The sequence below is a fragment of the Phenylobacterium sp. genome (assembly GCF_037968635.1).
Classification (GTDB): Bacteria; Pseudomonadota; Alphaproteobacteria; order Caulobacterales; family Caulobacteraceae; genus Phenylobacterium.
The window spans coordinates 40,802-64,491 of the sequence record NZ_JBBKVV010000115.1 but is presented as its reverse complement, the minus strand read 5'-3'; the positions used below and the strand labels follow the sequence as shown (position 1 = coordinate 64,491).

At 66.6% G+C, this 23,690-nt stretch carries 23 protein-coding genes and 1 tRNA gene; 9 read left to right on the top strand and 15 right to left on the bottom strand.

Annotated elements, in window-relative coordinates; all coding sequences use genetic code 11:
* A partial coding sequence (locus AAC997_RS14010) for a CocE/NonD family hydrolase (RefSeq protein WP_340646314.1) occupies positions 1–1,341 on the bottom strand: 1,341 nt, incomplete at its 3' end.
* A gap of 113 nt (positions 1,342–1,454) precedes the next feature.
* Positions 1,455–2,318, bottom strand: coding sequence for an alpha/beta hydrolase (locus tag AAC997_RS14005; RefSeq protein WP_340646313.1), 864 nt, complete (start codon positions 2,316–2,318; stop codon positions 1,455–1,457).
* A 128-nt stretch (positions 2,319–2,446) separates the two neighbouring features.
* On the opposite strand from AAC997_RS14005, the gene AAC997_RS14000 reads away from it, so the two are divergent.
* Positions 2,447–4,066 (top strand): peptide ABC transporter substrate-binding protein, encoded by a 1,620-nt coding sequence (locus AAC997_RS14000; protein ID WP_340646312.1) that lies wholly within the window; start codon positions 2,447–2,449, stop codon positions 4,064–4,066.
* An 11-nt stretch (positions 4,067–4,077) separates the two neighbouring features.
* On the opposite strand, the gene AAC997_RS13995 is transcribed toward AAC997_RS14000, so the two are convergent.
* Positions 4,078–4,167, bottom strand: a tRNA-Ser gene (locus tag AAC997_RS13995).
* A gap of 175 nt (positions 4,168–4,342) precedes the next feature.
* On the opposite strand from AAC997_RS13995, the gene AAC997_RS13990 reads away from it, so the two are divergent.
* From AAC997_RS13990 to AAC997_RS13975, 4 genes are all read left to right on the top strand, one after another.
* A complete protein-coding gene (locus tag AAC997_RS13990) occupies positions 4,343–5,902 on the top strand; it encodes an exopolysaccharide biosynthesis polyprenyl glycosylphosphotransferase (RefSeq protein ID WP_340646311.1) in 1,560 nt (519 codons plus the stop codon).
* A gap of 74 nt (positions 5,903–5,976) precedes the next feature.
* Positions 5,977–7,422: a lipopolysaccharide biosynthesis protein gene (locus AAC997_RS13985; RefSeq protein ID WP_340646317.1), complete on the top strand. Its 1,446-nt coding sequence runs from the start codon at positions 5,977–5,979 to the stop codon at positions 7,420–7,422.
* A complete protein-coding gene (locus AAC997_RS13980; RefSeq protein WP_340646310.1) occupies positions 7,419–8,336 on the top strand; it encodes a glycosyltransferase family A protein in 918 nt (305 codons plus the stop codon). The genes AAC997_RS13985 and AAC997_RS13980 overlap by 4 nt, the downstream gene beginning before the upstream one ends.
* Complete coding sequence (locus AAC997_RS13975; RefSeq protein ID WP_340646309.1) at positions 8,336–9,100, top strand: polysaccharide deacetylase family protein; 765 nt, start codon at positions 8,336–8,338, stop codon at positions 9,098–9,100. The genes AAC997_RS13980 and AAC997_RS13975 overlap by 1 nt, the downstream gene beginning before the upstream one ends.
* On the opposite strand, the gene AAC997_RS13970 is transcribed toward AAC997_RS13975, so the two are convergent.
* The 3 genes from AAC997_RS13970 to AAC997_RS13960 form a co-directional block, all read right to left on the bottom strand.
* On the bottom strand, positions 9,097–10,362 hold the full coding sequence (locus AAC997_RS13970; protein WP_340646308.1) for an O-antigen ligase: 1,266 nt from the start codon (positions 10,360–10,362) through the stop codon (positions 9,097–9,099). The genes AAC997_RS13975 and AAC997_RS13970 overlap by 4 nt on opposite strands.
* On the bottom strand, positions 10,359–11,060 hold the full coding sequence (locus AAC997_RS13965; RefSeq protein ID WP_340646307.1) for a sugar kinase: 702 nt from the start codon (positions 11,058–11,060) through the stop codon (positions 10,359–10,361). Before AAC997_RS13965 ends, AAC997_RS13970 begins: the two co-directional genes overlap by 4 nt.
* Positions 11,061–11,139: 79 nt before the next feature.
* Positions 11,140–12,642, bottom strand: a complete 1,503-nt coding sequence (locus tag AAC997_RS13960) for a lipopolysaccharide biosynthesis protein (RefSeq protein ID WP_340646306.1) — start codon at positions 12,640–12,642, stop codon at positions 11,140–11,142.
* Positions 12,643–12,730: 88 nt separating this feature from the next.
* On the opposite strand from AAC997_RS13960, the gene AAC997_RS13955 reads away from it, so the two are divergent.
* Complete coding sequence (locus AAC997_RS13955; protein ID WP_340646305.1) at positions 12,731–13,531, top strand: polysaccharide biosynthesis/export family protein; 801 nt, start codon at positions 12,731–12,733, stop codon at positions 13,529–13,531.
* 47 nt (positions 13,532–13,578) lie between these two features.
* Here the strand turns inward: AAC997_RS13955 and AAC997_RS13950 are convergent, their stop codons facing one another.
* On the bottom strand, positions 13,579–13,848 hold the full coding sequence (locus AAC997_RS13950; protein WP_293493044.1) for a sel1 repeat family protein: 270 nt from the start codon (positions 13,846–13,848) through the stop codon (positions 13,579–13,581).
* Positions 13,849–14,189: 341 nt separating this feature from the next.
* On the opposite strand from AAC997_RS13950, the gene AAC997_RS13945 reads away from it, so the two are divergent.
* Positions 14,190–14,684 (top strand): hypothetical protein, encoded by a 495-nt coding sequence (locus tag AAC997_RS13945; RefSeq protein WP_340646304.1) that lies wholly within the window; start codon positions 14,190–14,192, stop codon positions 14,682–14,684.
* 122 nt (positions 14,685–14,806) lie between these two features.
* The gene (locus tag AAC997_RS13940) at positions 14,807–15,235 is read left to right on the top strand and encodes an RcnB family protein (protein ID WP_340646303.1); all 429 of its coding nucleotides are present in this window, start codon (positions 14,807–14,809) and stop codon (positions 15,233–15,235) included.
* Positions 15,236–15,294: 59 nt separating this feature from the next.
* On the opposite strand, the gene gatB is transcribed toward AAC997_RS13940, so the two are convergent.
* Positions 15,295–16,791: an Asp-tRNA(Asn)/Glu-tRNA(Gln) amidotransferase subunit GatB gene (gene gatB / locus AAC997_RS13935; protein ID WP_340646302.1), complete on the bottom strand. Its 1,497-nt coding sequence runs from the start codon at positions 16,789–16,791 to the stop codon at positions 15,295–15,297.
* 109 nt (positions 16,792–16,900) lie between these two features.
* On the opposite strand from gatB, the gene AAC997_RS13930 reads away from it, so the two are divergent.
* Positions 16,901–17,206: a hypothetical protein gene (locus AAC997_RS13930; RefSeq protein WP_340646301.1), complete on the top strand. Its 306-nt coding sequence runs from the start codon at positions 16,901–16,903 to the stop codon at positions 17,204–17,206.
* 57 nt (positions 17,207–17,263) lie between these two features.
* Here AAC997_RS13930 and gatA read toward each other — a convergent pair whose 3' ends face one another.
* From gatA to AAC997_RS13895, 7 genes are all read right to left on the bottom strand, one after another.
* Positions 17,264–18,736, bottom strand: coding sequence for an Asp-tRNA(Asn)/Glu-tRNA(Gln) amidotransferase subunit GatA (gatA, locus tag AAC997_RS13925; RefSeq protein ID WP_340646300.1), 1,473 nt, complete (start codon positions 18,734–18,736; stop codon positions 17,264–17,266).
* Between the two features lie 4 nt (positions 18,737–18,740).
* Positions 18,741–19,028: an Asp-tRNA(Asn)/Glu-tRNA(Gln) amidotransferase subunit GatC gene (gene gatC, locus AAC997_RS13920; RefSeq protein WP_340646299.1), complete on the bottom strand. Its 288-nt coding sequence runs from the start codon at positions 19,026–19,028 to the stop codon at positions 18,741–18,743.
* Positions 19,029–19,107: 79 nt separating this feature from the next.
* Entirely contained in the window at positions 19,108–21,384 is a 2,277-nt protein-coding gene (locus AAC997_RS13915) for an ATP-binding protein (RefSeq protein ID WP_340646298.1), read from the bottom strand.
* A gap of 190 nt (positions 21,385–21,574) precedes the next feature.
* A complete protein-coding gene (locus AAC997_RS13910) occupies positions 21,575–22,294 on the bottom strand; it encodes an MIP/aquaporin family protein (protein WP_340646297.1) in 720 nt (239 codons plus the stop codon).
* A complete protein-coding gene (locus AAC997_RS13905) occupies positions 22,291–22,800 on the bottom strand; it encodes an arsenate reductase ArsC (RefSeq protein ID WP_340646296.1) in 510 nt (169 codons plus the stop codon). The genes AAC997_RS13910 and AAC997_RS13905 overlap by 4 nt, the downstream gene beginning before the upstream one ends.
* The gene (locus AAC997_RS13900) at positions 22,800–23,153 is read right to left on the bottom strand and encodes a metalloregulator ArsR/SmtB family transcription factor (RefSeq protein WP_340646295.1); all 354 of its coding nucleotides are present in this window, start codon (positions 23,151–23,153) and stop codon (positions 22,800–22,802) included. Before AAC997_RS13900 ends, AAC997_RS13905 begins: the two co-directional genes overlap by 1 nt.
* 8 nt (positions 23,154–23,161) lie before the next feature.
* Complete coding sequence (locus tag AAC997_RS13895; RefSeq protein ID WP_340646294.1) at positions 23,162–23,617, bottom strand: ArsI/CadI family heavy metal resistance metalloenzyme; 456 nt, start codon at positions 23,615–23,617, stop codon at positions 23,162–23,164.
* Between the last annotated feature and the right edge of the window lie 73 nt (positions 23,618–23,690).

Here is a 23,690-nt window from a genome sequence, read left to right as displayed (position 1 = left end):
CATGAAGTCGGTGTCGAGGCCGTCGGTGGCCCCGTAGAGCTCCACCTTCACCGGTCCGGCGATGGCGAGGTCCTTGTCCAGGACCGGGGTCTGGAAGCGCAGATAGTCCTGCCGCGCCGTGACCTGGCGCTGATCCTGCGGCCCCCGGTCGAAGGTCAGGTTGGCGCCGCCGAAGGTGGCCACCGGATTGGCCGGATCGAACCTGTAGCTGAGCTTGGCGTTGGTCGCGGCCGGAGCCTTGGTGGTCAGGGCCTTGTCCGCCGTCAGATAGTAGCGCACCTCGCGATTGGCCGGCGGCCAGTTGGCGGAGGTCAGCATGCGGTTCTTGGGCGAAAAGGCCCCAGTCCTCGCGCCGGCCATCATCATGAACCGCACCGGCGGCTCGTCCATGATCCCGTTGTCCTCGCCCTTCAGCCAATAGTCGAACCAGCGGATCTCCTGGTCGCCGGCGATAGTTCCGCGATCCATGCCCGGATAGGCGAGGTCGCCCGAAAGTGGCCCGTGGCCGAAGGGACCCATCAGCAGCTTCTGATTACCCCGCGCGCCCTTCGAACCTTGGTTCTGAAGAACCTCGAAGTTTGAGACGTTGCCGTGGTTGAAGATATCGTACCAACCCCCGACATTATAGATGGGAATCCTTATGTACTTGCGGTTGGTGCTCATAGCCGCGCGGTTCCAGAACACGGTGTCGAGCACGTTGGCGCGGCTGGCGTCCAGCACCTCATCGGAAACACCCTGGCCCTTCAGCCAACCCAGGGTGTCCTTCTCCTTGACCACTCCGCCCATGTAGCTGTTCTGCAACTGGTCATATGGCGCCACCACGACATAGGCAGCCTTCAGATGGGGCGGAGCGGCCATGGCCGCAGCGTTGGCGGTGATGCCCAGGGCCGAGCCCCCGGTGATGCCGATGACGCCACTGCTCCAGGGCCGCTTGGCGAGCCATTCGACAGTGTCGTAGCCGTCCTCGATGTCATTCTGGAAGGCGGCATAGAAGCCCTCGGAGCGGCCCTTTCCACGGGTGTCCTGAAGCACGAAGACGTAGCCGGCGTCGGTGTAGCGCTTGGCGTTCGCGTCGAGCTGGAGCTTGGAGTCTGGCCGGTCTGGACGGCCGTCCTTCAGATAGGGGGTGCGCGACACCACCACCGGCCAGGGGCCCGGCCCCGTCGGCTTGTACACATTTGCCGCCAGCTTCACCCCGTCGCGCATCGCGGCGAATTCTTCGGTGAGATTGGCAGGCGCAATGGCCGCGGCAGGCGCCGGGGGAACCTGGGCGTCTGCCAGCCCGGCGGACAAGGTCAGGGCCAGGGCGGAGCTCAATGCCAGAGCACGGAAGGCGGTCATGATGTTTCCCCTGCGCGCGCGGCTCTCGTCCACGTCGCGAAAATGATCGTCGATCAAATAACACAGGCCCGGCGCAACGGTCGCCGCAGCCTAATCGTGAGTATGGAGTCCGGTCAGCCCACCGTCTTGCGCAACCAGGCGAGCAGGTCGGCCACCACCTCGGCGCGGTTGGTCTCATTCAGCATCTCGTGCCGACCGCCCTTGTAGACCTTCACCTCCATCCGCGTGAGGCCGGCGTCGCGATAGCGGTTCACCAGGGGATGCAGCAGTTCCAGGTCGCGGTTGATGGGATCTCTGTCGCCGACGAAAATGTAGAGTGGCAGGTCCTTGGGGATCTTGGCGATCTCGACGGGGTCCCGAAGTCGAGCGCCGACCCGGCCGAAGCTGTCGGCGGCGCTGGGCTGGCGGGAGAAGCCGCACAGCGGATCGGCGATGTATTTGTCCACCTCGGCGTCATCGCGCGACAGCCAGTCGTAGGGGGTGCGGGGCTTAGGGCCGTCGGCGTTCATCTCGTCGAGCTGCTTGGCCGGGCCGGTGCGGTCGCCGAAGGCCGCGGTGCCCGACAACACCATGCCGTCCAGTTTGGCGGCGTGGTCGAAGGCGTAGGCCTGGGAGAAGAATGAGCCCAGGCTGTGGCCCAGCAGGACCAGCGGCAGGCCGGGGTTTTCCGCCCGCGCCAGGTCGGTCAGCCGGGCGATGTCCTCCACCACCAACTCGGCGCCGTTCTCGCCGAAGTCGCCGAGGGCGTCCTTGGAGGGCGCGGTATAGCCGTGGCCGCGATGGTCATCGGCATAGAGGACGAAGCCGTCGGACATGATTGGGATCAGCGGCTCGGGATAGCGCCGGGCATGTTCGCCCATGCCGTGGGCGATCTGCAGGACGGCGCGCGGGGCGACCGCCTCATCGGCCCAGCGGAAGCCGGCGATGGAGACGCCGTCCGCGCCGTCAAACCGGAACTGCTTTTCGGAATAGCTCATCATCCCCTCCGTACGCTCTGGCGGCGCGAGGGGTCCGACATAGCGCGCGCAGGCGGCGATGCACGCGGTTTTTCAACTCCGCGCGCCCAGGTCTCGACAGGGCGCGCGGGCGGTGGGACGACTAGGCCATGGTCTCCAAGAGTCTTCGCCCCACCCTGCTCGCCGGCCTGGGTCTCTCGGGGCTGCTGCTGTGCGGCTGCCAGGCGAAGGTCAGCCGACCGCCCTGCCCCACGGGTGAGGTGTGCCTGGCCTATGGCAGCAGCGGCGAGGCGGGATCTCTTGATCCTCAGACCTCCAACCTGGTGGACGAGTTCACCATCATCGCCGACCTGATCTTCGGCCTGACCACCGATTCGCCGGAGGGCGCGCCGATCCCGGCCATGGCGACCTCGTGGGAGACCAGCGCCGACGGCCTCATCTGGACCTTCCACCTTCGCGACGCCAAGTGGTCTGATGGGGTTCCGGTGACCGCCGACGACTTCGTCTTCGCCTATCGCCGCATCCTCGATCCCAAGACCGCCTCGATCTATGCCTACCTCATCTATCTGCTGAAGAATGGCCAGGCGGTGAACGAGGGCAAGTCCCCCCTGACCGCCGTGGGCGCACGCGCTATCGACCCCCACACGTTGGAACTGACTCTGGAGCACCCAGCCCCATACCTGCCGGAACTGCTGAAGCATCAGAGCTTCTTCCCGGTGCCCAAGCATGCCGTGGAGACGTGGGGCGACGCCTGGGTGAAGCCCGGCCGCTATGTCAGCAACGGGCCCTACAAGCTGGTGAGCTGGAAGCTGGGGGATCACATTGAGGTGGTGAAGAACCCCTATTTCTACGACACCAAGAACGTCTGCGTGGACCGCATCCACTACTTCCCGACTCCGGATTCGGTGATGGCCGAGCGGCGCATCCAGCGCGGCGAGCTGGACGTGAACACCTCGTTCCAATCCAACCGCTTCGTGAGGCTGAAGGCACGGATGCCGGACTTCGTAAGGGCCAAGAACTCCCTGGCCACGGCCTACCTGTCCTTCAACACGAGCGAGATCGCGGCCTTCCGCGATATCCGGGTGCGGCGCGCGTTGTCAGAGGCCATCGACCGCGAATTCATCACCGAGAAGCTGCTTCGCGCGGGCCAAATTCCGGCCTACGCCTTCGTCCCGCCGGGCACAGCCAACTATGCGAAGGGGGCGGCGACCTCCTGGGCCGGCAAGCCCCTCGCCGAGCGCCAGGCCGAGGCCCGGCGCTTGTTGAACGACGCGGGCTACGGCGCGACCCGCAAGCTGACCTTCGAGCTGAAGGTCTCCAACAGCCCCGACACCATCCTGCTGGCCAGCGCCGTCCAGGCCGACTGGGCCGCCATCGGCGTCGACGCCAGGATTGTCCAGAACGAGAGCCAGGTCGCCTTCGCGGCCTACCGAAACCGCGACTTCGGGATCGGCGCCATGAGCTGGTACGCCGACTTCAACGACCCCGTGACCTTCCTCAGCCTGATGAAGTCCGACACGGGCGGCCAGAACTACGGGGACTACAAGAACCCCGCCTATGACGCCCTGCTCAACGCTGCCGACCGTGAGCCCGATGGCGCCAAACGCGCTGACATCCTGAAGCGGGCCGAACAGATGATGCTCGCCGACGAGGCCATCGCCCCGATCTACTACGTCGTGAACCGCAACCTCGTGAGCCCGAAGGTCACCGGCTGGGTCGACAACGTCTCCAACTTCCACCGGGCGCGGTGGCTGTGTGTGAAGAAGTAGGGGGAGAACCTTGGCGGTGACGCAGGGATTCGAACCCTGGATACGCTTTCACGTATGACGATTTAGCAAACCGTTGCCTTAAGCCACTCGGCCACGTCACCATCAAGGCCGGGACGGATAGCCGTTTCGAATGCGGCTGGCAATCGAGGTCGAGCGGTTTCCCGCCGCCTGCGGCAAATGCCGTCCATTCGCGGAACGGCTCGGCCGTTAACCCGACGATCAGACCGCTCCGGCACACTGCAGTCTCCTCTTTGTACGTGTGCGGCTCCCCTTCCCATGTCTTCCGTCGTCCAGTTCCAACGCAAGGAAAGCTCGGAGACCGGTCCTGAGTCGCAAACGCACGCGACGGACGCCCGCGTCGCTGAGCGTCATGCCGACCTGCCGCCCGCCGAACGGGGGGCGTCCGAGGACCGCCGGGGGCCGTTCCGGCCGAAATCCCTGATCCCCACCCGCGCTCGACTGCAGGGCCGCGTGGTGGCTCGCATGTTCCAGGCGGGCGACATTGTCCTGCTGTTGGTCGCCGGCGCGATCGCCCACAGGATCGGCGCGGTCGGGGCTGTGGGCCTGGCGGTGACTTGCGGCGGGGCGCTCGCCGTCCTGCTCAGCCTGTCCCTGTTCCGAGCGTACGGCTTCAATCGACGCGAAGAACTGGCCCATCACCTGGCGCGTCTGACCGGCGCGTTCGCGGTTGGCGCCGGGGCGACCTTCGCCCTGCTGCTGTCGTTCACGCCGATGGCGACGCTAGGTCAGGCCATGGCCGCCTGGGCGCCCGCGGCGTTTGCGGCGACCTATGGGCTGCACATCGTCTGGTGGCTGTGCGTGCGGCGGTGGCGCGCCAGCGGCCGCCTGACGCCGAATATCGTGGTCGTGGGCGCCACGGGCGCCGCCGAGCGCCTGATCGTCGCCACCCTGCTGAGCCGCGAGGCCAATATCCTCGGGGTGTTCGATGACCGCGCCGCGCGCAGCCCCGCGGGGATCCGCGGCGTGCCGGTGCTGGGCGACACCAACGCTCTGCTGGCCCACCGCATCATGCCCTATGTGGATCGCATCGTGATCACGGTGCCCTCCCAAGCCCGCGCCCGCGTGGGCCAGATGATCGAACGCCTGGGCGTCCTACCCAACGAGGTCAGCCTGTTGTTGGACGGCGAAGACGCCGCCCACGAAGCTGCCGCCATCAGCCGCATCGCTGACGTGCCCCTGGCCCACATCTCCGGCGCACCGATGGATGATCGCCGCGCGGTCGCCAAGCGCGGCCAGGACCTGCTGGTGGGCCTGGCGGCCCTCGCGGTCGCGGCTCCCGTCATGCTGCTGGTGGCCTGGGCGATCAAGCTCGACAGCCCCGGCCCGGCCCTGTTCCGCCAACGCCGTCACGGCTTCAACAACGAAGAGATCGTGGTCTGGAAGTTCCGCTCCATGCGGGTCCAGTCCGCGCCGCAGTCCAAGGTCCGCCAGACACAGGCCGACGATGATCGCGTCACCCGGGTGGGCCGCTTCATCCGCAAGACCTCGCTGGACGAGTTGCCGCAGATCTTCAATGTCCTGACCGGCGAGATGTCCCTGGTGGGGCCACGCCCGCACCCGGTGGGCATGATGACCGGTGACATCGAGTCGGCCCGTCTGGTGGCGGAATACGCTCACCGCCACCGCATGAAGCCCGGCATGACCGGCTGGGCGGCCATCCACGGTTCGCGGGGTCCGGTGGACACGCCCGAGCTGGTGAAGCGCCGCGTCGCCCTGGACGTGGAATACATCGAGCGGCAATCCTTCCTGCTCGACCTCTATATTATCGTCATGACCCTGCCCTGCCTGCTGGGCGACCGCGAAAACATCCGCTGAATCCAACGGGCTTAACCGTTTGAAACCGCCTGATCGGGCAGATTGCGCTTCGGTCAGTCGAAAAGGTTGTGGTGATGTTCTGGCGCGGGGTGATCGGATACCTGCCGGTCAATGTGGTGCAGGGCGTCGTCGGCCTGCTGACCATCGTCGCCTTCACGCGCCTGCTGACCCCGGCCCAGTTCGGTGACTATGCCCTGGCGATCTCGGTCATGGCCCTGGTCCACACCGCCGTCTTCACCTGGAACGAGGCCGCGATGGCCCGGTTCTGGGCCGGTGAGTCGGGGCGCGGCGGCGGCGCGGATCACTCGGCCACTGTTTACCGCGCCTGGCTCATGCTGCTGGCCGTGCTGCCGATGGCGGCCTTGGTCACACTCGCCCTGCCGATGACGCCCAGCCTGCAACTGGCGGTGCTGGCGGGCCTCGCCACCGTGGCGCCGCGCACCTTCGTCAAGATCGCCCAGGAGCGCCGCCGCGCCGCGGGCGAAGTGAAGAGCGCAGCCCTGCTGGACATGGGCCAGACCCTGGGCGGATTCCTGATCGGGATGACCCTGGCCGTGGCGGGTCTTGGCGGCGCCGCACCGGTGGCCGGCATGGGCCTGGCGGCCCTGGCTTGCCTGCCCTTCATTCTCGCGAGCGAAAGCAGACATCAGCGGGGCGGCCGGGTGGAGCGTCAGCGCCTGCGCAGCCACGCCGCCTATGGTGTGCCCGTCGCCCTCTCGCTGATCCTCGCCCTGGTGCTGTCCAGCACGGACCGCTTCCTGCTGGCGGCATTCCTCGATGAAAGTGCGGTGGGCATCTATCACGCAGGCTACAGCCTCGCGAACCGCAGTCTGGACGTGGTGTTCATCTGGCTGGGCGCCGCCGGCGGCCCGGCTCTGATCATGGCGCTCGAGCGAGGTGGCCGCAGCGCGCTGACCGACGCCGCCAGGGAGCAGGCGCAACTGATGCTGTTGTTGACCGTGCCCGCCGCAGCGGGACTGGCGCTTGTGGCCGCACCCCTGGCGCAATTGATGATCGGCGATAATCTCAGCGCTGGCGCGGCGCACGTGACCCCATGGATCGCGCTCTCCGGCCTGCTCGCGGGCCTGACCACCTACTATTTCCATCAGGCCTTCACCTTGGGCCGCAAGACCTCCTTCCTGCTGGTGGCGATGGCTGTCCCAGCGGCGGCCAATGTGGCGCTGAACCTGATCCTGATCCCCCGCTTCGGCCTCGACGGCGCCCTCTGGGCCACCCCGGCCAGCTACGCTCTGGGCCTGGCGGCTTCGGTGCTCCTCGGCCGGCGTAGCGTGGACCTGCCGATCCCCTGGCTGACCCTGATCCAGGCGGTCGGGGCGAGCGCCCTGATGGCCCTGGTGGTCAGCAGCATCCCTGCCTTCGGCGGCCTGCTCGAGCTGGCGCTCAAAGCCGTGGTTGGCGCCGTGGTCTATGGCGTGGTGATCGCCCTGGTGGATGCTGGGGCCTTGCGTAGCCGAGGCCGCGAGGCCTTTCGCACCTTCCGCTCCCGGAGCGCCGCATGACCGAAGTCCTGTTCGACAACAAGCTGTGGACCCAGGGTCGTCCGGCTCTTTCCATCCTCACACCCTTCAAAGGCGACGACCCGACGCCGCTTCTGGCGGCTCTGGCCCGCGAAACCGGGGACGCCGAGCTGGTGATCCTGGACGACGGCAGCAACGACGCCGAGTTGGCCGCAAGGGTCGAGATCGCCGTCGCGGCCCTGCCCTTCCCCGCGCGGTTTGTGAGGCTGGCGAGGAACCAAGGCCGGTCCAAGGGTCGCAATCGGCTCGTGAGCCACGCTCGGGCCGGGCACTACCTGTTTCTGGACAGCGACATGCTGCCCGATACGCCGACCTTCATCGCCGACTGGCTGGCCTTGATCGCGACGCAGAACCCGGCGGTAGCCTTCGGCGGCTTCTCGCTGGACCAGGCGCCGCCCAATCCTGAGCACGCGCTGCACCGCGCGATGGCCGGCCAGTCCGACTGTCTGCCCGCCACCCAGCGGGCGCTCATGCCCGAGAAGATCTTCACCTCAAACCTGCTGGTCCGCGCCGATGTCTTCGCCGCCGAGTCCTTCGACGAAGGCTTCGCCGGGTGGGGCTGGGAGGACGTGGAATGGGGCATGCGGGTCGCCCACCGCTGGCCGATCCTGCACGTGGAGAACACCGCCACCCACCTCGGTCTCGATACCGCCCGAACATTGGCCGACAAGTACGAGCAATCCGCCGGCAATTTCGCTCGGGTCGTGGCCAGCCATCACGCGGTGATCAGCCGCTATCCCAGCTACAAGGTCGCCCGCGTTCTGAAGCGCGCGCCGCTCCGCGCGCTATGGAGACCATTGCTGAAGGCCTACGCCCTGACAGAGTCTGCGCCCCTGAAAACCCGCGCCTTCGCCCTGCGGCTCTACCGCGCGGCCCTCTACGCTGAGGCGGTCTGATGGCGAGCTATTCCGAAGCCTATTCCGCCGACCGGTCTCTGAAGGGCAAGCTGCGCCGGCGGCTAGTGCGTCTAGTCCACACTCGGCCGCTGGCCACGACGCCGAGCCGGCCGATGGTCTCGTTCACCTTCGATGACGCCCCCCTGACCTCCGCTGTGGCGGGCGCGGCGCTGCTGGAGACCCGTGGACTGGCGGGCACCTACTATGTCTCCGCGGGTTTGGCTGGAACCGAGGCGCCCATGGGCGTCTGCGCCGAGCCGGTGGACTACAGGCGCCTGGCCAAGGCCGGGCACGAGATCGCCTGCCACACCTATTCCCACCTCGATTGCGGCCGAGCGACAGGCCCCGCGGCCCTTGCCGACGTGACGCGGAACGCCGAGGCGGTCGCCGCCTGGGATGTCGGCGAGATGGTGAGCTTCGCCTATCCCTATGGCGATGTGGCCGGCGGGCCGAAGGGGGCCCTGGCCAAGCGCTTTTCCACCTTGCGCGCCCTGCATCACGGCCTCGTGGAGAAGGGCACAGACCTCAACCAGGTCCCGGCCGTCGGCATCGAAGGGCCGGAGGGCGAGGTCGTCGCCCGTAAATGGCTGGTCGAGGCCAAGGCCAGAAGCGCGTGGCTGATCCTCTACACCCACGATGTGCGGCCAGACCCTTCGCCATGGGGCTGCACGCCCGAAGTCCTGGCGCGCCTGATCGATCAGGCCACGGCGGATGGGTTTGATGTCGTGACGGTGCGCGAGGGCGCCAAGCGCCTCGGGGTCTAGGTTCTAACGTTGCGGTCGGGCCAGCAGAGCTTCACCGCCAGCGCCACGAAGATCACCCAACGGAAGTCGTTGTACAGGACCGCCACGCTCTCCGTCAGAGAGGTCAGGCCGTAGACGATGAGGAACGGCAGGGCGAGATAGGCGCCCTTGTCGCGAAACACCGCCACGACCGCCAGGATGAAGGTCTGCAGGAAGCAAAGGCCCCATGCGGCGAGGCCGAACACGCCCAGGCCCAGCCACTGCTCGATCCAGGTGTTGTGGGAATGGTGCGGCTTCCAACCCGCCTCCTTGACGATCTTCGGCAGCGGCCCCCAGCGGCTGGTGTCGTCCCAGACTGCGCCATAACCGTAGCCGGTCCAGGGCCGCTTCTCGATCTGGTGAATGGCGGCCGTCCAGACCTCGGTCCGTCCGGTCAGGGTCGCGTCCTTGCCCAGGGCCTTGAAGAAGATATCGGAGGCAAAAATGGCCACCGACATGACCATCACCACCGCCATCACGGTCAACCAGGAGGTGGCCACCCCCAGCGCGGGACCGCGGCGCACCAGGGCCACGAACATCAGCCCGCCCAACGCCATCATCACCGAGACCAGGGAGGTCTTGGAGGTGGACATGATCACCAAGAGCACGGCCAAGGCCGCGAAGGGCCACCAGACCTTGGCCCGGGTCGGATTGAGCATGGCCGCCGCCGCCAGGACCGCGAAGCCCAGGGTCATGATGCCCCCAAGCGCATTCTTGTCGGCCCAAAGTCCGCGCCAGGCGCCGGGGAAGAGTTCGTGCATCACGCCGATCGACGGGACCGCGATCGACATCAGGAAAGACGCCACCGTCAAGATAGCGAAGGCGGTGGCGAACACCTCCGCCAACTCCGACCATCGGAACCGCGACGCCATAACGATCCCGGCCAGGGTCGTGGCGTAGACGGCCACAACCCGACGCACCGTCAGGTCAGGGGCTGTTGACCACAGGATCGAAAAGCCGACCACGGCCATCAGAACGATCAGGAAGGGTGTTCGCATCACCGCGCTGAAGGCGCTGAGAGGCGTCAGGGCCAGCAGCAACAACGCCGCCCCGTAGGCCGGCAGATAGGCCACCCGGATCAAGCTGTCGAAGGTTGTGAGACCGGCGTCGCCCCGCAGGGGGAAAACCCAGCCCTCGCTGAAAATCAGCATGATGAAGACGCTGGTGGCGAAGATCGCCAGTCGCCACAGGTCCACCTGGGGCCGACCGCTGCCCACCGCGTTGTGCCAGATGGCCTGGGTCACGGCAGGATGGCCTTGAGGAAGCCGGGCTGACTCACCGTGACGCGATTGAAGAAGATGCCCGCCACCGTGCCCCCCGCGGCGACGATGGCGTCCCGCAGCTGGGCCGGCGCGCGGACATCGGCCTCGTCGGCGGCCACCACCAGCACCGTCTGGTCCATGAAGGGCGCGACGGTCAGCGCCGCCTGCGACCTCTCCGGCGACGGACAATCGACAATGATCACGTCGGCGTAGCGACGCAGAGCGGTCCAATAGTCGCCCGTGGGCAGGATATGGACCCCCTGCCGGCCCTTCAGGCCCTCACGGCGAAAGCGTGTCACCCACCAGCGGACCGCGCCCACGCGATGGGCTGACAGATATCGGGCGTCGGGCCAGGGCTGGCCGTCAGGACCACTGGACGACGGCTGAACCGTGAAGAAGATCGAACCGTCGGGGCTGGCGGCGGCCGGCTCGCCGAGTACGCCGTAACGGTCAGCCTCATCGCGCACCGCAAGGTACTGCGGCGAGGCCAACAGATCGAGGTCCACCAGCCAGACGGAGCGCCCTGCGCGCTTGGCCGCGAACCAGGCAAGCTCCCGCGCCACCGTGGACGTGCCCTCCCCCCGGCGTGCGGCCACGACCTGGATCACCCGCGCGCGGCCTGCGGCCGGCGCGCCCAGTGACGCCCAGAGGTCGGCCATCTCGGCGTTCAGGTCCACCATCCCTCGAATCGATACACGCGTGAGGCTTTCAAACTACCGCAAGTTCAAGGCGAGCGGACGGCGCCGGTTCCGCCTGATCCTAGCTGACCTTCATTTGCGCCGTGGCCAGCACCGGCAGATCCAGGGTTCGCGACGCCGACTGCGCCGTCGGCAGGCCGGGGCGCAGGAACATTCGCAGCAGGCCCGCGCACAGCGCGGTGAAGGCGGCGAACAGGAAGGCCAGCACAATCACCGGCTTCTTCAGGCTCTTGCCCTTGGTGGGGGCCACGGCGCGGCTGACGATGCGGATATTGTCGTTGGTGGTCGAGGCGATTTCGTTGGCCGCTCGGCTCTGCTCTTCCTTGACGGTGAAGTCGCGGACATTGGCTTGCAGTACGTCGCGGTCGAGGGACAGGGCCTGGAACCTGGGCTCCAGTTCGGCCAGGCGCAGCCGGCGCTCGGTGAGTTGGACGACCTGCCCCGCCAGTGCGGCCTGGGACTGTCTCAGAGCGGCCACCTCGGCGGTCAGCTGGATCTTCTCAGTCTGGATGGTCTGGTAGACAGGGTTGATGCCGAAGCGTTTGGCGCCGTCGGCCTGGGTACGCCCTGCCGCGATACCGGCCTCCAGCTGGGCGATCTGGGCGTCGAGTTCCTGCACCGGCCGCGCGTCGTTCTTGTAGCGCGACAGCAGGTCTTCACGCTGCAGCTTCAGGGTCACCAGCTTGTCGCCCACCGCGCTGGAGACGTCGCGATAGAGCCCCACCTCCTGCGACACTTGGCCCAACTGGGATCCGAGCATCGCCAGGCGCCCCATCCGGTCCTGGAGCTGGGCGTCTGTCTGATACTTCTGCTGCTCGATCTGCTGCTGAAGCTGACCGAGGGAGACTTTCTCGGCCATGAAATCGCCGATGCGGTTGTTGTTCAGGAAAGCCTCATAGGCGGCGTCAGCCTGGATCAGCCGTTCCTGGAAGGCCTCCCGCTGCCGGCCCAAGGCGGGCGACGTCGGGTCGATGAGCACAGATCGCCGATAGATCAGGTATTCTTCCAGGAGGGTGTTGAGCACCAAGGCGGCGGTGTCGGGATTCTCGTTGGTGAAACTCACCCGGATGATTGGCGTGTCCGGCGCGGTTTCGATCTTGGTGTTGGTGTCCAGGGCGCGCAGGGCCTGGCCCATGATCAACTTCTTTTCGGACGCGGTGGCGCCGGCGTACTTGGCGGCGAGCTCGGGATAGATCCGCGCCATGCCCAGTCTGTCGATGAGCCGCTGCTTGAGGGCGGCTGATCCAAGGATTTCCGTCTCCGACTGGATCAGGGCGTCGGCTTCCGGCACCGCGCCTCGGCCGGCGTCGCCCGAAAGCGGCTCATAGACATACTCCTGCCCCAGCCGGACCAGCACGCTGGCGTTGGCCGGATAGCTGGTCTTCATCATCAAGGCGGCGGCGGCCCCAAGGACAAAGATGATCGAAAATACGGCCACCATCAGGTAGCGCTCGCGCCAGAGCAGCGTGGCGAAGTCGGAGGCGGCATAGCGCGGCCGGCCGGCCCAGTCGGTCCGGACGGACGAGTCGTGCGATCTGATTGTCCAAGCCCCTGGCGCGGCCATGCGATTCCGACTGTTCTAGCCCTACGAAGGGGACCGTGGCGGGGGACGATTAACGTTCCATTACCCATTGTCGTTAAGGTTTGCGGTCATGCGTCCCAGCCTGAAATTCGCCTCCGCTCTGATGGCCTGCGCCAGCGTCGCGCTCGGCGCGTGCGGCGCTCACATTCCCCGCCTGCCACGCATGGACATGCTGGGCCGGATCGACGAGCCGGAGAGCCGCGAGCAGAGGGACGCGCGCGCCGCCCGAGAGGCTGGCGCCGGGTTCAGCAATATCCCCTACGCAAGCTGGAGTGACTATGAGCCGCCCTACCGCTTCTATCCGGGCGATGAGATCGAGGTGTCCCTCCCCTCCGCGCCGGAACTGAACAAGACCGTGACGGTCCAGCCGGACGGCCGCATCTCCCTGCCGCTGATCCCGGCGGTGATGGCGGCCGATCGCACGATCCCCGAGGTGCAGGGTTCACTGTCTCAGGCCTATGCGAGCCTGCTCCTGCGGCCGGCGGTGGATGTCTCCCCGAAGGCGGCGCCATTGAAGGTCTTCGTCGGGGGCGAGGTGGGCAATCCTGGCATCTTCGATATGGCCGGCGACGCCGACGCCCTGCGCGCGGTGATCCAGGCTGGCGACTTCAAGACCAGCGCCAATCGGGACGGCGTCATAATCCTGCGGCGCGGGGCGGACGGGCGCGGCATGATGCGGACGGTGAAGCTGGGCAAGGGTCTTCGGAATCCGAACGCGGACCTCGTGCCCTTGCGTCGGTTCGACATCGTCTACGTGCCACGCAGCGGCGTGGCCAACGCAGGCCTGTTCATCCAGCAGTACTTCCGCGATCTATCGCCGATCCAGTTCGGATTCAGCTACGCGCTCGGCGCACAGACCGCAGGGCAATAGCCGCAGGCGGCGACGCCAGCAAACGCCGGCGCCGGGGTTGGGACAGATCAGCCGTGGGCCAGCCATTCGCGCGCCTGGCGCTGGGCTTCGGCGACCTGGTCTGAGGCCATCTCCTGGCTCAGTTCCTTGCGATAGATCTTGGCTTCCATCGACCCGCGCATGGCGGCCAGGTTGAACAGCATGTGGGCCGACACGTAGTCCAGCGGCGCGCCGCCCTGACCGGTCGAATACAGCAGGCCCATGCGGAACAGTTCGTCCCCAGAGGCGTCGGCGGTCGGCAACGGCAGGCCGCCTTCCGGTTCCACGCTCGTAAGCATGACTAAGTTTCCCTCTCCTGATCGGCCATCCCCCATTCTGGGAGCGTGTCTCCGATCTTCACGAAACCAGAGAAGTCGATAGCGACTAAACATATGGTTAAACTGAAAGACTGCGTTGTTCGGCCGCAGTTCAACGCAGCATTCGCAGGCGTTGCTCGAGGGGAAGTCTGCGGCGCAGATGTATACCCATAATGGGCGCATTTCGAACCAGGGCTAACGCCGAGCGCGAGCCTCCATCGCCCGCCGCGAGAAGTGGGCTTACAGCCGCGCTTAGATTGCGTAGCCCTGTGGAACACATCCCCTGGCTGAGTTCGGGGACAATTCGACCAGGAGAGTTCGGCGTGAAGCGTTTTGGTTTGAGCATGACCGCCCTCGCGGCGATTTCCGGCGGTCTGGCGATATCCGCCACGGCCCAAGCCCAGTCCTGGGACTCGCGTTCGAACTCCAGCTACTCGCGCCAGAGTCGCGAGGAAATTTGCGACTGCTACGACTATGGCGCGCGCCGCGACGACTTCCCGCGTGATGATCGGAACGGTGGCTATCGCGGCGGCCATCAGGACCACCGCCAGGGCCACCGCCCGCCGCCGCCGGCCGGCAGCAGCTACTACGCCCCGCCCGGTGGTGGTCAGAGCAACATGGGCTATTTCGAGCAGTATGAGCCCGGCCGCAGCGCGTTCCGTCCCGGCCTGATCCTGCCGCCCTACTTCCGCGGCTACATGGTCACCGACAACCGCCTGGCCCGCAAGAAGGGCTTCGCCTGGTACAAGGTCGGCAACGAATACATCCGGGCCAGCACCTCCACCGGCGAAGTGACGAGCATCGTCACCTTCCCCTGAACCAGGCCCCGGTCGGCGGCGTTCCGTCTCCACGATGCGTTCAGGCCCGGTTCAGGCTGGCCGCGTCATCGTGAAGTTCGAGGGATGTCCGCCCATCAGGGCGTGGTGAAGGAGACGTGGGCATGAAACGTCTGATCTTGAGCTTGGCCGCCGTCGCGGCCGTCGCCGGCCCGATGGCCGCCACTGCCACCGCCGCCCAGGCGCAGGGCTACCATCGCGACCACCGGGATCGCCGCGACCATCGCGGACCTGACCGCTATGATCGGCGTGACTGGGATCGAGGCCGCCACAACGGCTACTACTACGGCGAACGCTGGAATTACGGCCCGCCGCCCCAGGCCTATTACGGCAACCCCTACTACCGCCCCGGCTACAACCAGTGGCGGCGCGGCGCGCCCCTGCCGGCCTATTACCGCGGCGCCCCGGTCTACGACTATGGCCGCTACCGCCTGCGCCAGCCGCCGCACGGCTACGCCTGGTACAGGGCCGGCAACGACTACGTGCTGGCAGCCATCGCCACCGGCATCATCTTCGAGATTATCAACAACTAGCGTTCCCGCGTCAGCAGGCCCCGGAGTTCAGGCTCCGGGGCCTTGTCCGTTCCGGGAGGTCAGTCGATTCCGAGCTTGGCCTTTAGCAGTTGGTTGACCGTGCCCGGATTGGCCTTGCCGCCCGTTTCCTTCATCAGTTGGCCGACAAACCAGCCGATGGCCTGAGGCTTTTCCTTCACTGCGGCGGCTTGACCCGGATTGGCGGCGATTAGTGTGTCGATCATCGCCTCCAGGGCGCCTGTGTCGGAGACCTGCTGCAGCCCCTGCTTGTCGACAATGGCGCGGGCGCCGCCCTCGCCCGCCCACATCCGATCGAAGACGTCCTTGGCGATCTTGGAGGAGATAACACCCTCCTCAATCAAGGCCACCAGTTCGGCGATGTCGGCGGGCTTCAGCGGGCTGTCCTGGATGTCCTGTCCGGCGCCGGTCAGCCGCGCCGCCAGTTCATTGGTCACCCAATTGGAGGTCAGCTTGGCGTCGCGGCCCTTGGCGGCCGCCTCGAAGAAGTCGGCGCGGGCCTGCTCGGTGATCAGCACCCCGGCGTCATAGGCTGAGAGGCCGTACTGGGTTTGCAGCCGCGTCTTCTTGGCGTCCGGCAGCTCCGGCAGCGAGTCCTCGATCCGCTTCACCCAGACCGGGTCGAGGATCAGAGGGAGCAGGTCAGGATCGGGGAAGTAGCGGTAGTCGTGCGCCTCTTCCTTCGAGCGCATCGAGCGGGTCTCGACCTTGTTGGGATCGAACAGCCGGGTCTCCTGCGTGATGGAGCCCCCGTCTTCGATGATCTCAATTTGCCGGCGGGCCTCGTACTCGATGGCCTGCTGGATGTAGCGGTAGGAGTTGACGTTCTTGATCTCGCAGCGCGTGCCCAGGTGGCTGAAGTCGCCGGTCGCCCGGAACTTCTCGTAGCTGCCTTCGCGGCAGACCGAGACATTGACGTCGGCGCGCAGGTTGCCCTTCTCCATGTCGCCGTCGCAGGTGCCAAGATAGACCAGGATGGTGCGGACCTTCTTCACATAGGCCGCGGCCTCGGCCGACGAGCGCATGTCGGGCATGGAGACGATTTCCATCAGCGCGGTGCCCGCGCGGTTCAGGTCGACATAGGTGGCGTTGGGGTCCTGGTCGTGCAGCGACTTTCCCGCATCCTGCTCCAGGTGCAGGCGCTCGATGCGCACAGTGAAGGTGGAGCCGTCGTCGTGTTCGACAATGACCTCGCCCTCGCCCACGACCGGATCCTTGAATTGGCTGATCTGATAGCCCTGCGGCAGGTCGGGATAGAAGTAGTTCTTGCGGTCGAAGCTGGAGCGCAGGTTGATCTGGGCCTTGAGGCCAAGACCGGTCTTCACCGCCTGCTCGACGCAGAAGCGGTTGATCACCGGCAGCATGCCCGGCATGGCGGCGTCAACGAGGCTCACCTGCTCGTTGGGACCGGCGCCGAACCCCACGGCGGCGCCGGAGAACAGCTTGGCCTTCGAAGCCACCTGGGCGTGGATCTCCAGCCCGAGAACGATTTCCCACGAGCCGGTTCGGCCCACGATCAGCTTGGAGGTGTCAGTCATGGGACTTTCCTAAACCGGGCCGCGCGCCAACGAAAGCACCTTGCAAGGCCAGAGATTTTGCAGCTTTGCTGTGGACGTAAAAACACCCCCTCGGGGAAGGGAACTCACCATGAAGAAGACTCTCGCCGCCGGCCTCGTCGGCCTGTCGCTTTCGTTCGGCCTGATGGCCACCGCTCCGGCGATGGCCCAGGCGCCCGCCGCGCTCTCGACCGAAAACACGCCGATCGAAACCCTGGTGGCCAACCCGGCCGCCAAGGCGGTCCTGGAAAAGAACATCCCGGGCATCACCACCCACGAAGCCTACGAGCAATTCAAGGCGATGACGTTGACCCAGGTCGCCCCGATGAGCCAAGGCGCGCTGACGGAAGAGATCATCAAGAAGGTTCAGGCCGACCTGGACGCGCTGCCGAAGTAAGCAGGTTTCTGACGTAGATCGATGGGCCCCCGCAGACCACGGCGGGGGCCTTTTTCGTCACCACCAGCGGGTGGGTTTGGCGCGGAAGTCCGCTGCTTCTTCAATCACTCCGCCGAGAGAGAACAGAGTCCCCTCGTCCAGGGCCTTGCCGATCAGCTGGAGACCCAGGGGCAGGCCCTTGTGGTCGACGCCGGCGGGGATGCTCATGCCGGGCAGGCCCGCCAGGTTCACCGTCACCGTGAAGATGTCGTTCAGGTACATGGCGACCGGATCGTCGGCGTTCTCGCCGAGACCGAAGGCGGCCGAGGGCGCGGTCGGGGTCAGCAGGGCGTCGACCTTCTGGAAGGCCTGGTCGAAGTCGTCGGCGATGCGGCGGCGGACCTTCAGCGCCTTGACGTAATAGGCGTCGTAATAGCCGGCGGAGAGCACATAGGTGCCGATCATGATGCGGCGCTTCACCTCGGTCCCGAAGCCCGCCGCGCGGGTGTTCTCATAGGTCTCGGTGAGGTTGCCGCCGTCGACGCGCAAGCCGTAGCGCATGCCATCATAGCGGGCGAGGTTTGAGGACGCCTCGGCGGGCGCGACGATGTAATAGGCCGGCAGGGCGTACTTGGTGTGCGGCAGGGACACCTCGACGATCTCGCAGCCTGCGTCCTTCAGCCAGGCGATGCCCTTTTCCCAGAGCTGTTCGATCTCGGCGGGCATGCCGTCGACGCGGTATTCCTTCGGAATGCCGATCCGCAGACCCTTCACCGACTTGCCGACAAAGCTCGGGAAATCAGGGACTTCGATGTCCAGGCTGGTGGAATCCTTGGCGTCGTGGCCGGACATCGACTTCAGCAGGATGGCGGCGTCTTCCACCGTCTTGGCGATGGGGCCGGCCTGGTCGAGGGACGAGGCGAAGGCCACCACGCCCCAGCGCGAGCAGCGACCATAGGTCGGCTTGATCCCGACCGTGCCGGTGAAGGCGGCAGGTTGGCGGATGCTGCCGCCGGTGTCTGTGGCCGTGGCTCCCAGGCAGAGGTCAGCGGCGACGGCGGTGGCCGAACCGCCCGACGAGCCGCCCGGGGTCAGCTTCCTGTCGGACCCTTCGGCGCGCCAGGGATTGACCACCGGTCCGAAGGCGCTGGTTTCATTGGACGAGCCCATGGCGAACTCATCGAGGTTGAGCTTGCCCAACATGACCGCCCCGTCGCGCCACAGGTTGGCGGTAATGGTGGATTCGTAAGTGGGGACGAAGTTGCCGAGGATGTTCGAGCAGGCCGTCGTGCGGACCCCCTCGGTGCAGAACAGGTCCTTGATGCCGAGCGGCGCGCCTTCCAGGGCGCCGGCCTCGCCCTTGGCCCGGCGAGTGTCAGCGGCGCGGGCCATGTCGAGGGCCTTCTCAGGCGTCTCAAGGACAAAGGCGTTCAGCGGCTTGGCCGCGGCGATGGCGTCAACGTGGGCCTCAGTCAGCTCCACCGCGGAGAAGGACTTGTCGGCAAGGCCCGCCAGGGCGGCCTTGAGGGTCAGGGAGGTCAGGTTGGTCATGAGCTTACTCGACCACCTTGGGGACGACGAAGAAGCCGCCCGTGGTCTTGGGGGCGTTGGAGAGCACGCGAGCGGCGCTGCCGCCTTCGGTGACGACATCCTCGCGCATGGGGGCGGCCACGGCCACGGCCGAGGTCATAGGCTCCACGCCGTCGGTGTTCACCTCGGAGAGTTGCTCGATCCAGTCCATGATGCCGCTGAGCTCCCTGGCCAGCGGTTCTATGCGGTCTTCGGGTTCGGCGATGCGGGCGAGTCTGGCGACCTTTCGAACGGTCGCCGCGTCGATGGCCATGGGGGCCTCCTGATTGTTCGACGCAGGGGTTAGCCGTGCGGCCCCGCCTTTGACAAGCGATCCCTGTGTGGAAACCGCCTCAGGCTGCCTGGGCGGCGGCTTGCGCAGCGCCGTCGAGGGCCGCTTCGATGGCGGCGAACAGCTTCTCGGCCTCGATGGGCTTGGAGACCACGCCCGTCATGCCGACGGCCAGATACTCCGCAACCTGCTCGGACATGACGTTGGCCGTGACCGCCACGATGGGGGTGGGCGGCGCGCCGCGCTCGGCCTCGCCCTGGCGGATTGCCAGGGTGGCCTGGACCCCGCTCATCTCCGGCATCTGGATATCCATCAGCACCAGGTCGAAGCCGCCCATGGCGAACAACTCGGTAGCCTCGCGCCCATTCTCGGCGATGGTGAGGTCGATCCCGAAGGGTTCCAGAAGGGAGGCGAGGATCAGTTGGTTGGTCTTGTTGTCCTCGGCCGCCAGCACGCGCAGCGGCACGGCGTCGGCATTGGGTTCAAGATCGGTCAGGGCTTCGGCCTCAGTTGGGGCCGCCGCGGCGGGGGGCAGCTTTTCCAGCGGAACCTCCAGGGTGAAGATCGACCCCCTGCCCTCCTCGCTGGCGACGGAGATCTTGCCTCCCATCAGGCCGGTGAGCTCGCGAGCGACGGAGAGTCCCAGGCCCGCACCGGCGGTGGCGCGGGTCGCCGAGGCGTCCACCTGGCTGAAGGCCTCGAAGACCTGCTCGATCCATTTGGTCGGGATGCCGACACCGGTATCGGCGACGCGGACGCGAACCGTGCCGTCCTGGTGATCGACGGCGACAGTGACCCCGCCCGACGGCGTGAATTTCACGGCGTTGGAAACCAGGCTGGCCAGCGCCTGGGTCAAGCGCTGGGCGTCGCCCCGCCAACGGCCCTGGCTTTCAGCGGCCACCACGACATCGAAGCTGAGCCCCTTCGCGGTCGCCGCCGCGCCATCAGCGGCGCAAGCGTCGCGCACCAGGGCGGCGAGATCGAAGTTCTGAACTTCAAGGGTCGTGTTGTCGGCTTTGGAGATTTCGAGAATGCCGTTGAGAATCTTCAACAGCGCCTCGCCGGACTCCCGGATCACCGACAGGCGCTTGGCGTGAGCGGCGTCGGCCGGCTCGCGGGCCATGATCTGCGCCATCCCGAGGATGCCGTTCAGGGGCGTGCGAATCTCGTGGCTCATATTGGAGAGGAAGTCGGTCTTGGCGCGATTGGCGGCCTGCGCCTTCTCGGTGGAGAGCGTCAGGGCGCGCTCGCGTTCACGGATGCCCTGGGCCATGGCGTTGAAGCTGCGTTCCAGGGATCCGATCTCGTCGGTTCCCTGGGCCTCGACCTGCACGGTCTCACCACGCTCCAGCCGCTCGGCGGCCTCGCGCAGCGCCAGTAGGGGGCGGGTGACATTGCGGGCCAGCGCCCAGCTGCCAGCGGCGAGCACACCGATGCCTACCAGGGCCAGCAAGAGCATGGCCCCCAGCAGCCAGTTGTAAGGCTCCAAGGCGCGCGCCAGCGGATATCGCAGCAGAAGGACGACCCGGTCCTGCGCGATGGAGGCTAGCGGCTTGATCACCGCCACAGCCGGGCCGATACGGGTGACGCTGGCCTGGCGCTTCGACTTCGGAGCGTCGAGGAAGCGAGCCACGGCCTCCAACTCAGCAGTGGAGGCGGCCCAGGTATTGGCCTTCCAGCCACCATCGGCGCCGCGCACCAGCACGACCGCCTGGAGGGGAATGGCGGAGAGCCGCTCCAGGGCCCTCATCTCAGCCTCATCCAGGCGAACGGCGAAGACCACCCAACCGCTGAGCATCGGAGCCATGATCGGCGCAGCGACGGTCTCGTAGGGTGTGCCCGCCATGACGATCACCCCGGCCGAGGTGTCCTGCCCGGCGATGGCCTCAAGAACTGCGTCACTGGGACGAGCGGAGGCCTTGCTGGAGGCGGTCAGGACCTGACCATCGAGGCCGATCACGAAGGCCGCATCTATGCCGAGGCGCTTACGCAGATTGTCCAGGGCCGATTGAATGGTGGCCGCGTCCTCGGTGGCCACAGCGGCGCGGAAGCCGAAGTCGCGAGCCAGGACATTGGCTCCGCTCTCCAGCTCCTTGGCGCGCAGGGTCCAGATGCGGTCGAAGACCATGCCGCTGACCGCCAGCTCGTCGCGGACGATGCGCTCGGCATTGCGAGCCACGGCGGCGTACACCGCCGAAAGGATCACAAACAGGATGGCGACGAAGAGGCCCGCATAAAGCACGGTCAGCTTGGTGCGCAGGTGCGTGAACCGCGGCGGCCAGGCGGGCTCGCCGCCAGTCTGTTTGAACGTTCTGGCCAGGTTCGGAAGCTTGGGCATCTCTCCCCGTCATCCCGGAGTGGCGACCCGCCACCTGAAGTCGAGCGATGACTAGCCCAGAGACTCTAAGGTCAGGTGAACGGTGTTCAGGCGGCGTGCGACAGGACGCCGCACCGCGGGGCGAAAGGCAGGGACGCCAGGCGGCGGGACGACCTTTCGCGCTGCTGAAAAGGTCGCGCCGGAATGGCGGTTAAGGACGGTCGAAGCCGGGGGCTAGCTCGGCGGGCGGAAATAGCCAGGCGCAGAGTCCCGCGGCCGCCACGGCGCCTGCGAATTGCATGGCGATGAAGGCTGGCGCCGAGGCCGGGGCGATTCCGGCGAAGGTGTCTGACAGGCTGCGCGCCAGCGTCACGGCCGGATTGGCGAATGAGGTTGAGGCCGTGAACCAGTAGGCGGCCGTGATGTAGAGGCCCACGGCGACGGCGGTGAAGTCGGGGCGGAACCGCTGCGCGCCGAAAATGGTCAGAAGCAGGCCGAAGGTGGCCACGAACTCCGAGAAGGCTTGCGCGGGGCCGTCCCGGAACTTGGTCGACAGTTGCAGGATGGGTTCGGCGAACATGGCGTGCGCGATAAACGTCCCGATGAGCGCACCACCGATCTGGGCGGCAACATAGGTGAGCGCCAGGCCTGCCGACACTTCCCGGCGCAGGGCGAATGCTAGGGTGACAGCGGGATTGAAGTGCGCGCCGGAGAGCGGGCCGAAGATCGTGATGAGAACGACCAGGGCGGCGCCTGTGGCCAAGGTATTGCCTAGCAGGGCGATGGCGTCATTCCCGCCAGCCAGACGCTCTCCCATGATCCCCGAGCCGATGACCACCGCGAGCAGCAACGCCGTTCCCAAAACCTCGGCGACGAGCCGTCGGGGGGTATCGACCGCCGCGCGGCGCGGCTCCCGATTGACCTCACTCATGCCGGTTGGGTGTCGTTGATCGTGCCAATGTCGCGAACACGCCGCTGCAGCGACATGCGGTCCAGTTGCGCGGTGGGAAGCGCCAGAAGCAATTCGATACGGGTTCGCAGCTGCCGGGCTGCGTCGCGGAAGGCCACCGCGATCTCGGCCTGGCTCCCGGTGGCCGCCGCAGGGTCGGGCACACCCCAGTGGGCGGTGATCGGCTGTCCTGGCCAGACGGGGCACACTTCGCCTGCGGCGTTGTCGCAGACGGTGATGACGAAATCGAGCACCGGAGCGCCCGCCACCGCGAACTCGTCCCAGGGCTTGGAGCGGAAGTCCTCATCCCTGAACCCCAGGGTCCGCACAAGCGGGAGGGCGTGTGGGTTGACCTCGCCCTTCGGCATCGAGCCCGCAGAAAAGGCGCGGAAGTGTTCCGCTCCCAGATGGTTCATCAGCGCCTCGGCCATGATCGATCTGGCCGAGTTTCCGGTACACAGGAAGAGGACGTTGAGGGGCTGGCTCATCAGCAGACTTTTCCTTCGGCCCCGCAGGGCTGGCTCGCGAGAGCGGCGAGCGGCGCGCAGATTTCCGGGTGACCCGCGCAGCAGTCCTCCATCAGGAAGCCGAGCAGGTCGCGCATCTGGTCATAGGCCGCGGTGTAGATGATCGACCTGCCGTCCCGACGCGACGCGATAAGGCCCGCTCGGTGGAGGATGGCGAGGTTGGCCGACAGGGTGCTCGCAGGGGCGTCGGTCGCCCTCGCGATATCTCCAGCGGCCATGCCATCCGCGCCGGCGCGGACCAGCCGACGAAAGATGTCGAGCCGCGCATCGTGGGCCAGGGCGCTGAGCGCCGAGACGGCTGAGGTCTTTTCCATGACCGGGCTTAGCAGCAGGGCGGCGCGGCCGCCACGGGGGTCGGGGCGCCGCAACAGGCGGCGGCGGGCGCTATCGCGAGAGCTTCGTCCTCTCCGTAGCTGGTGGCCTGGCCGAAGGTGTAAAAGGTCTCCCAGCGCAGGCCCGAGGGATCGTTCACCCAGCTCTTGTCCGACTTGGCGTAGCAGCAGGTCGTCGCTTCCTGATCGAAGGTGACGGCACCGGCGTCCTTGAGGCGGGTGGCGAGTTCGCCAAGCTCCGCGGCGCTGTCGACCTGGATGCCCACGTGGTCGACCCCACCGGCGCGGTCGCGCTGGGAAATCGCGAAATTCACACGCGGATCGTCCAGCATCCACTTGGCGTAATCGCCCTCCACCACCGAGGCGGGCGCCCCGAAAAGCGTTTCGTAGAACTGGATGGACCGGGCAAGGTCGGGCACGCTCACGTGCAGATGGATGCGCTTCATCGGGGAGATCCTTGTTTGTCGTTGTGTTCTCATTTCTATATTTCGCGTTTTATCGAATCGTCAAGAGGCAAGC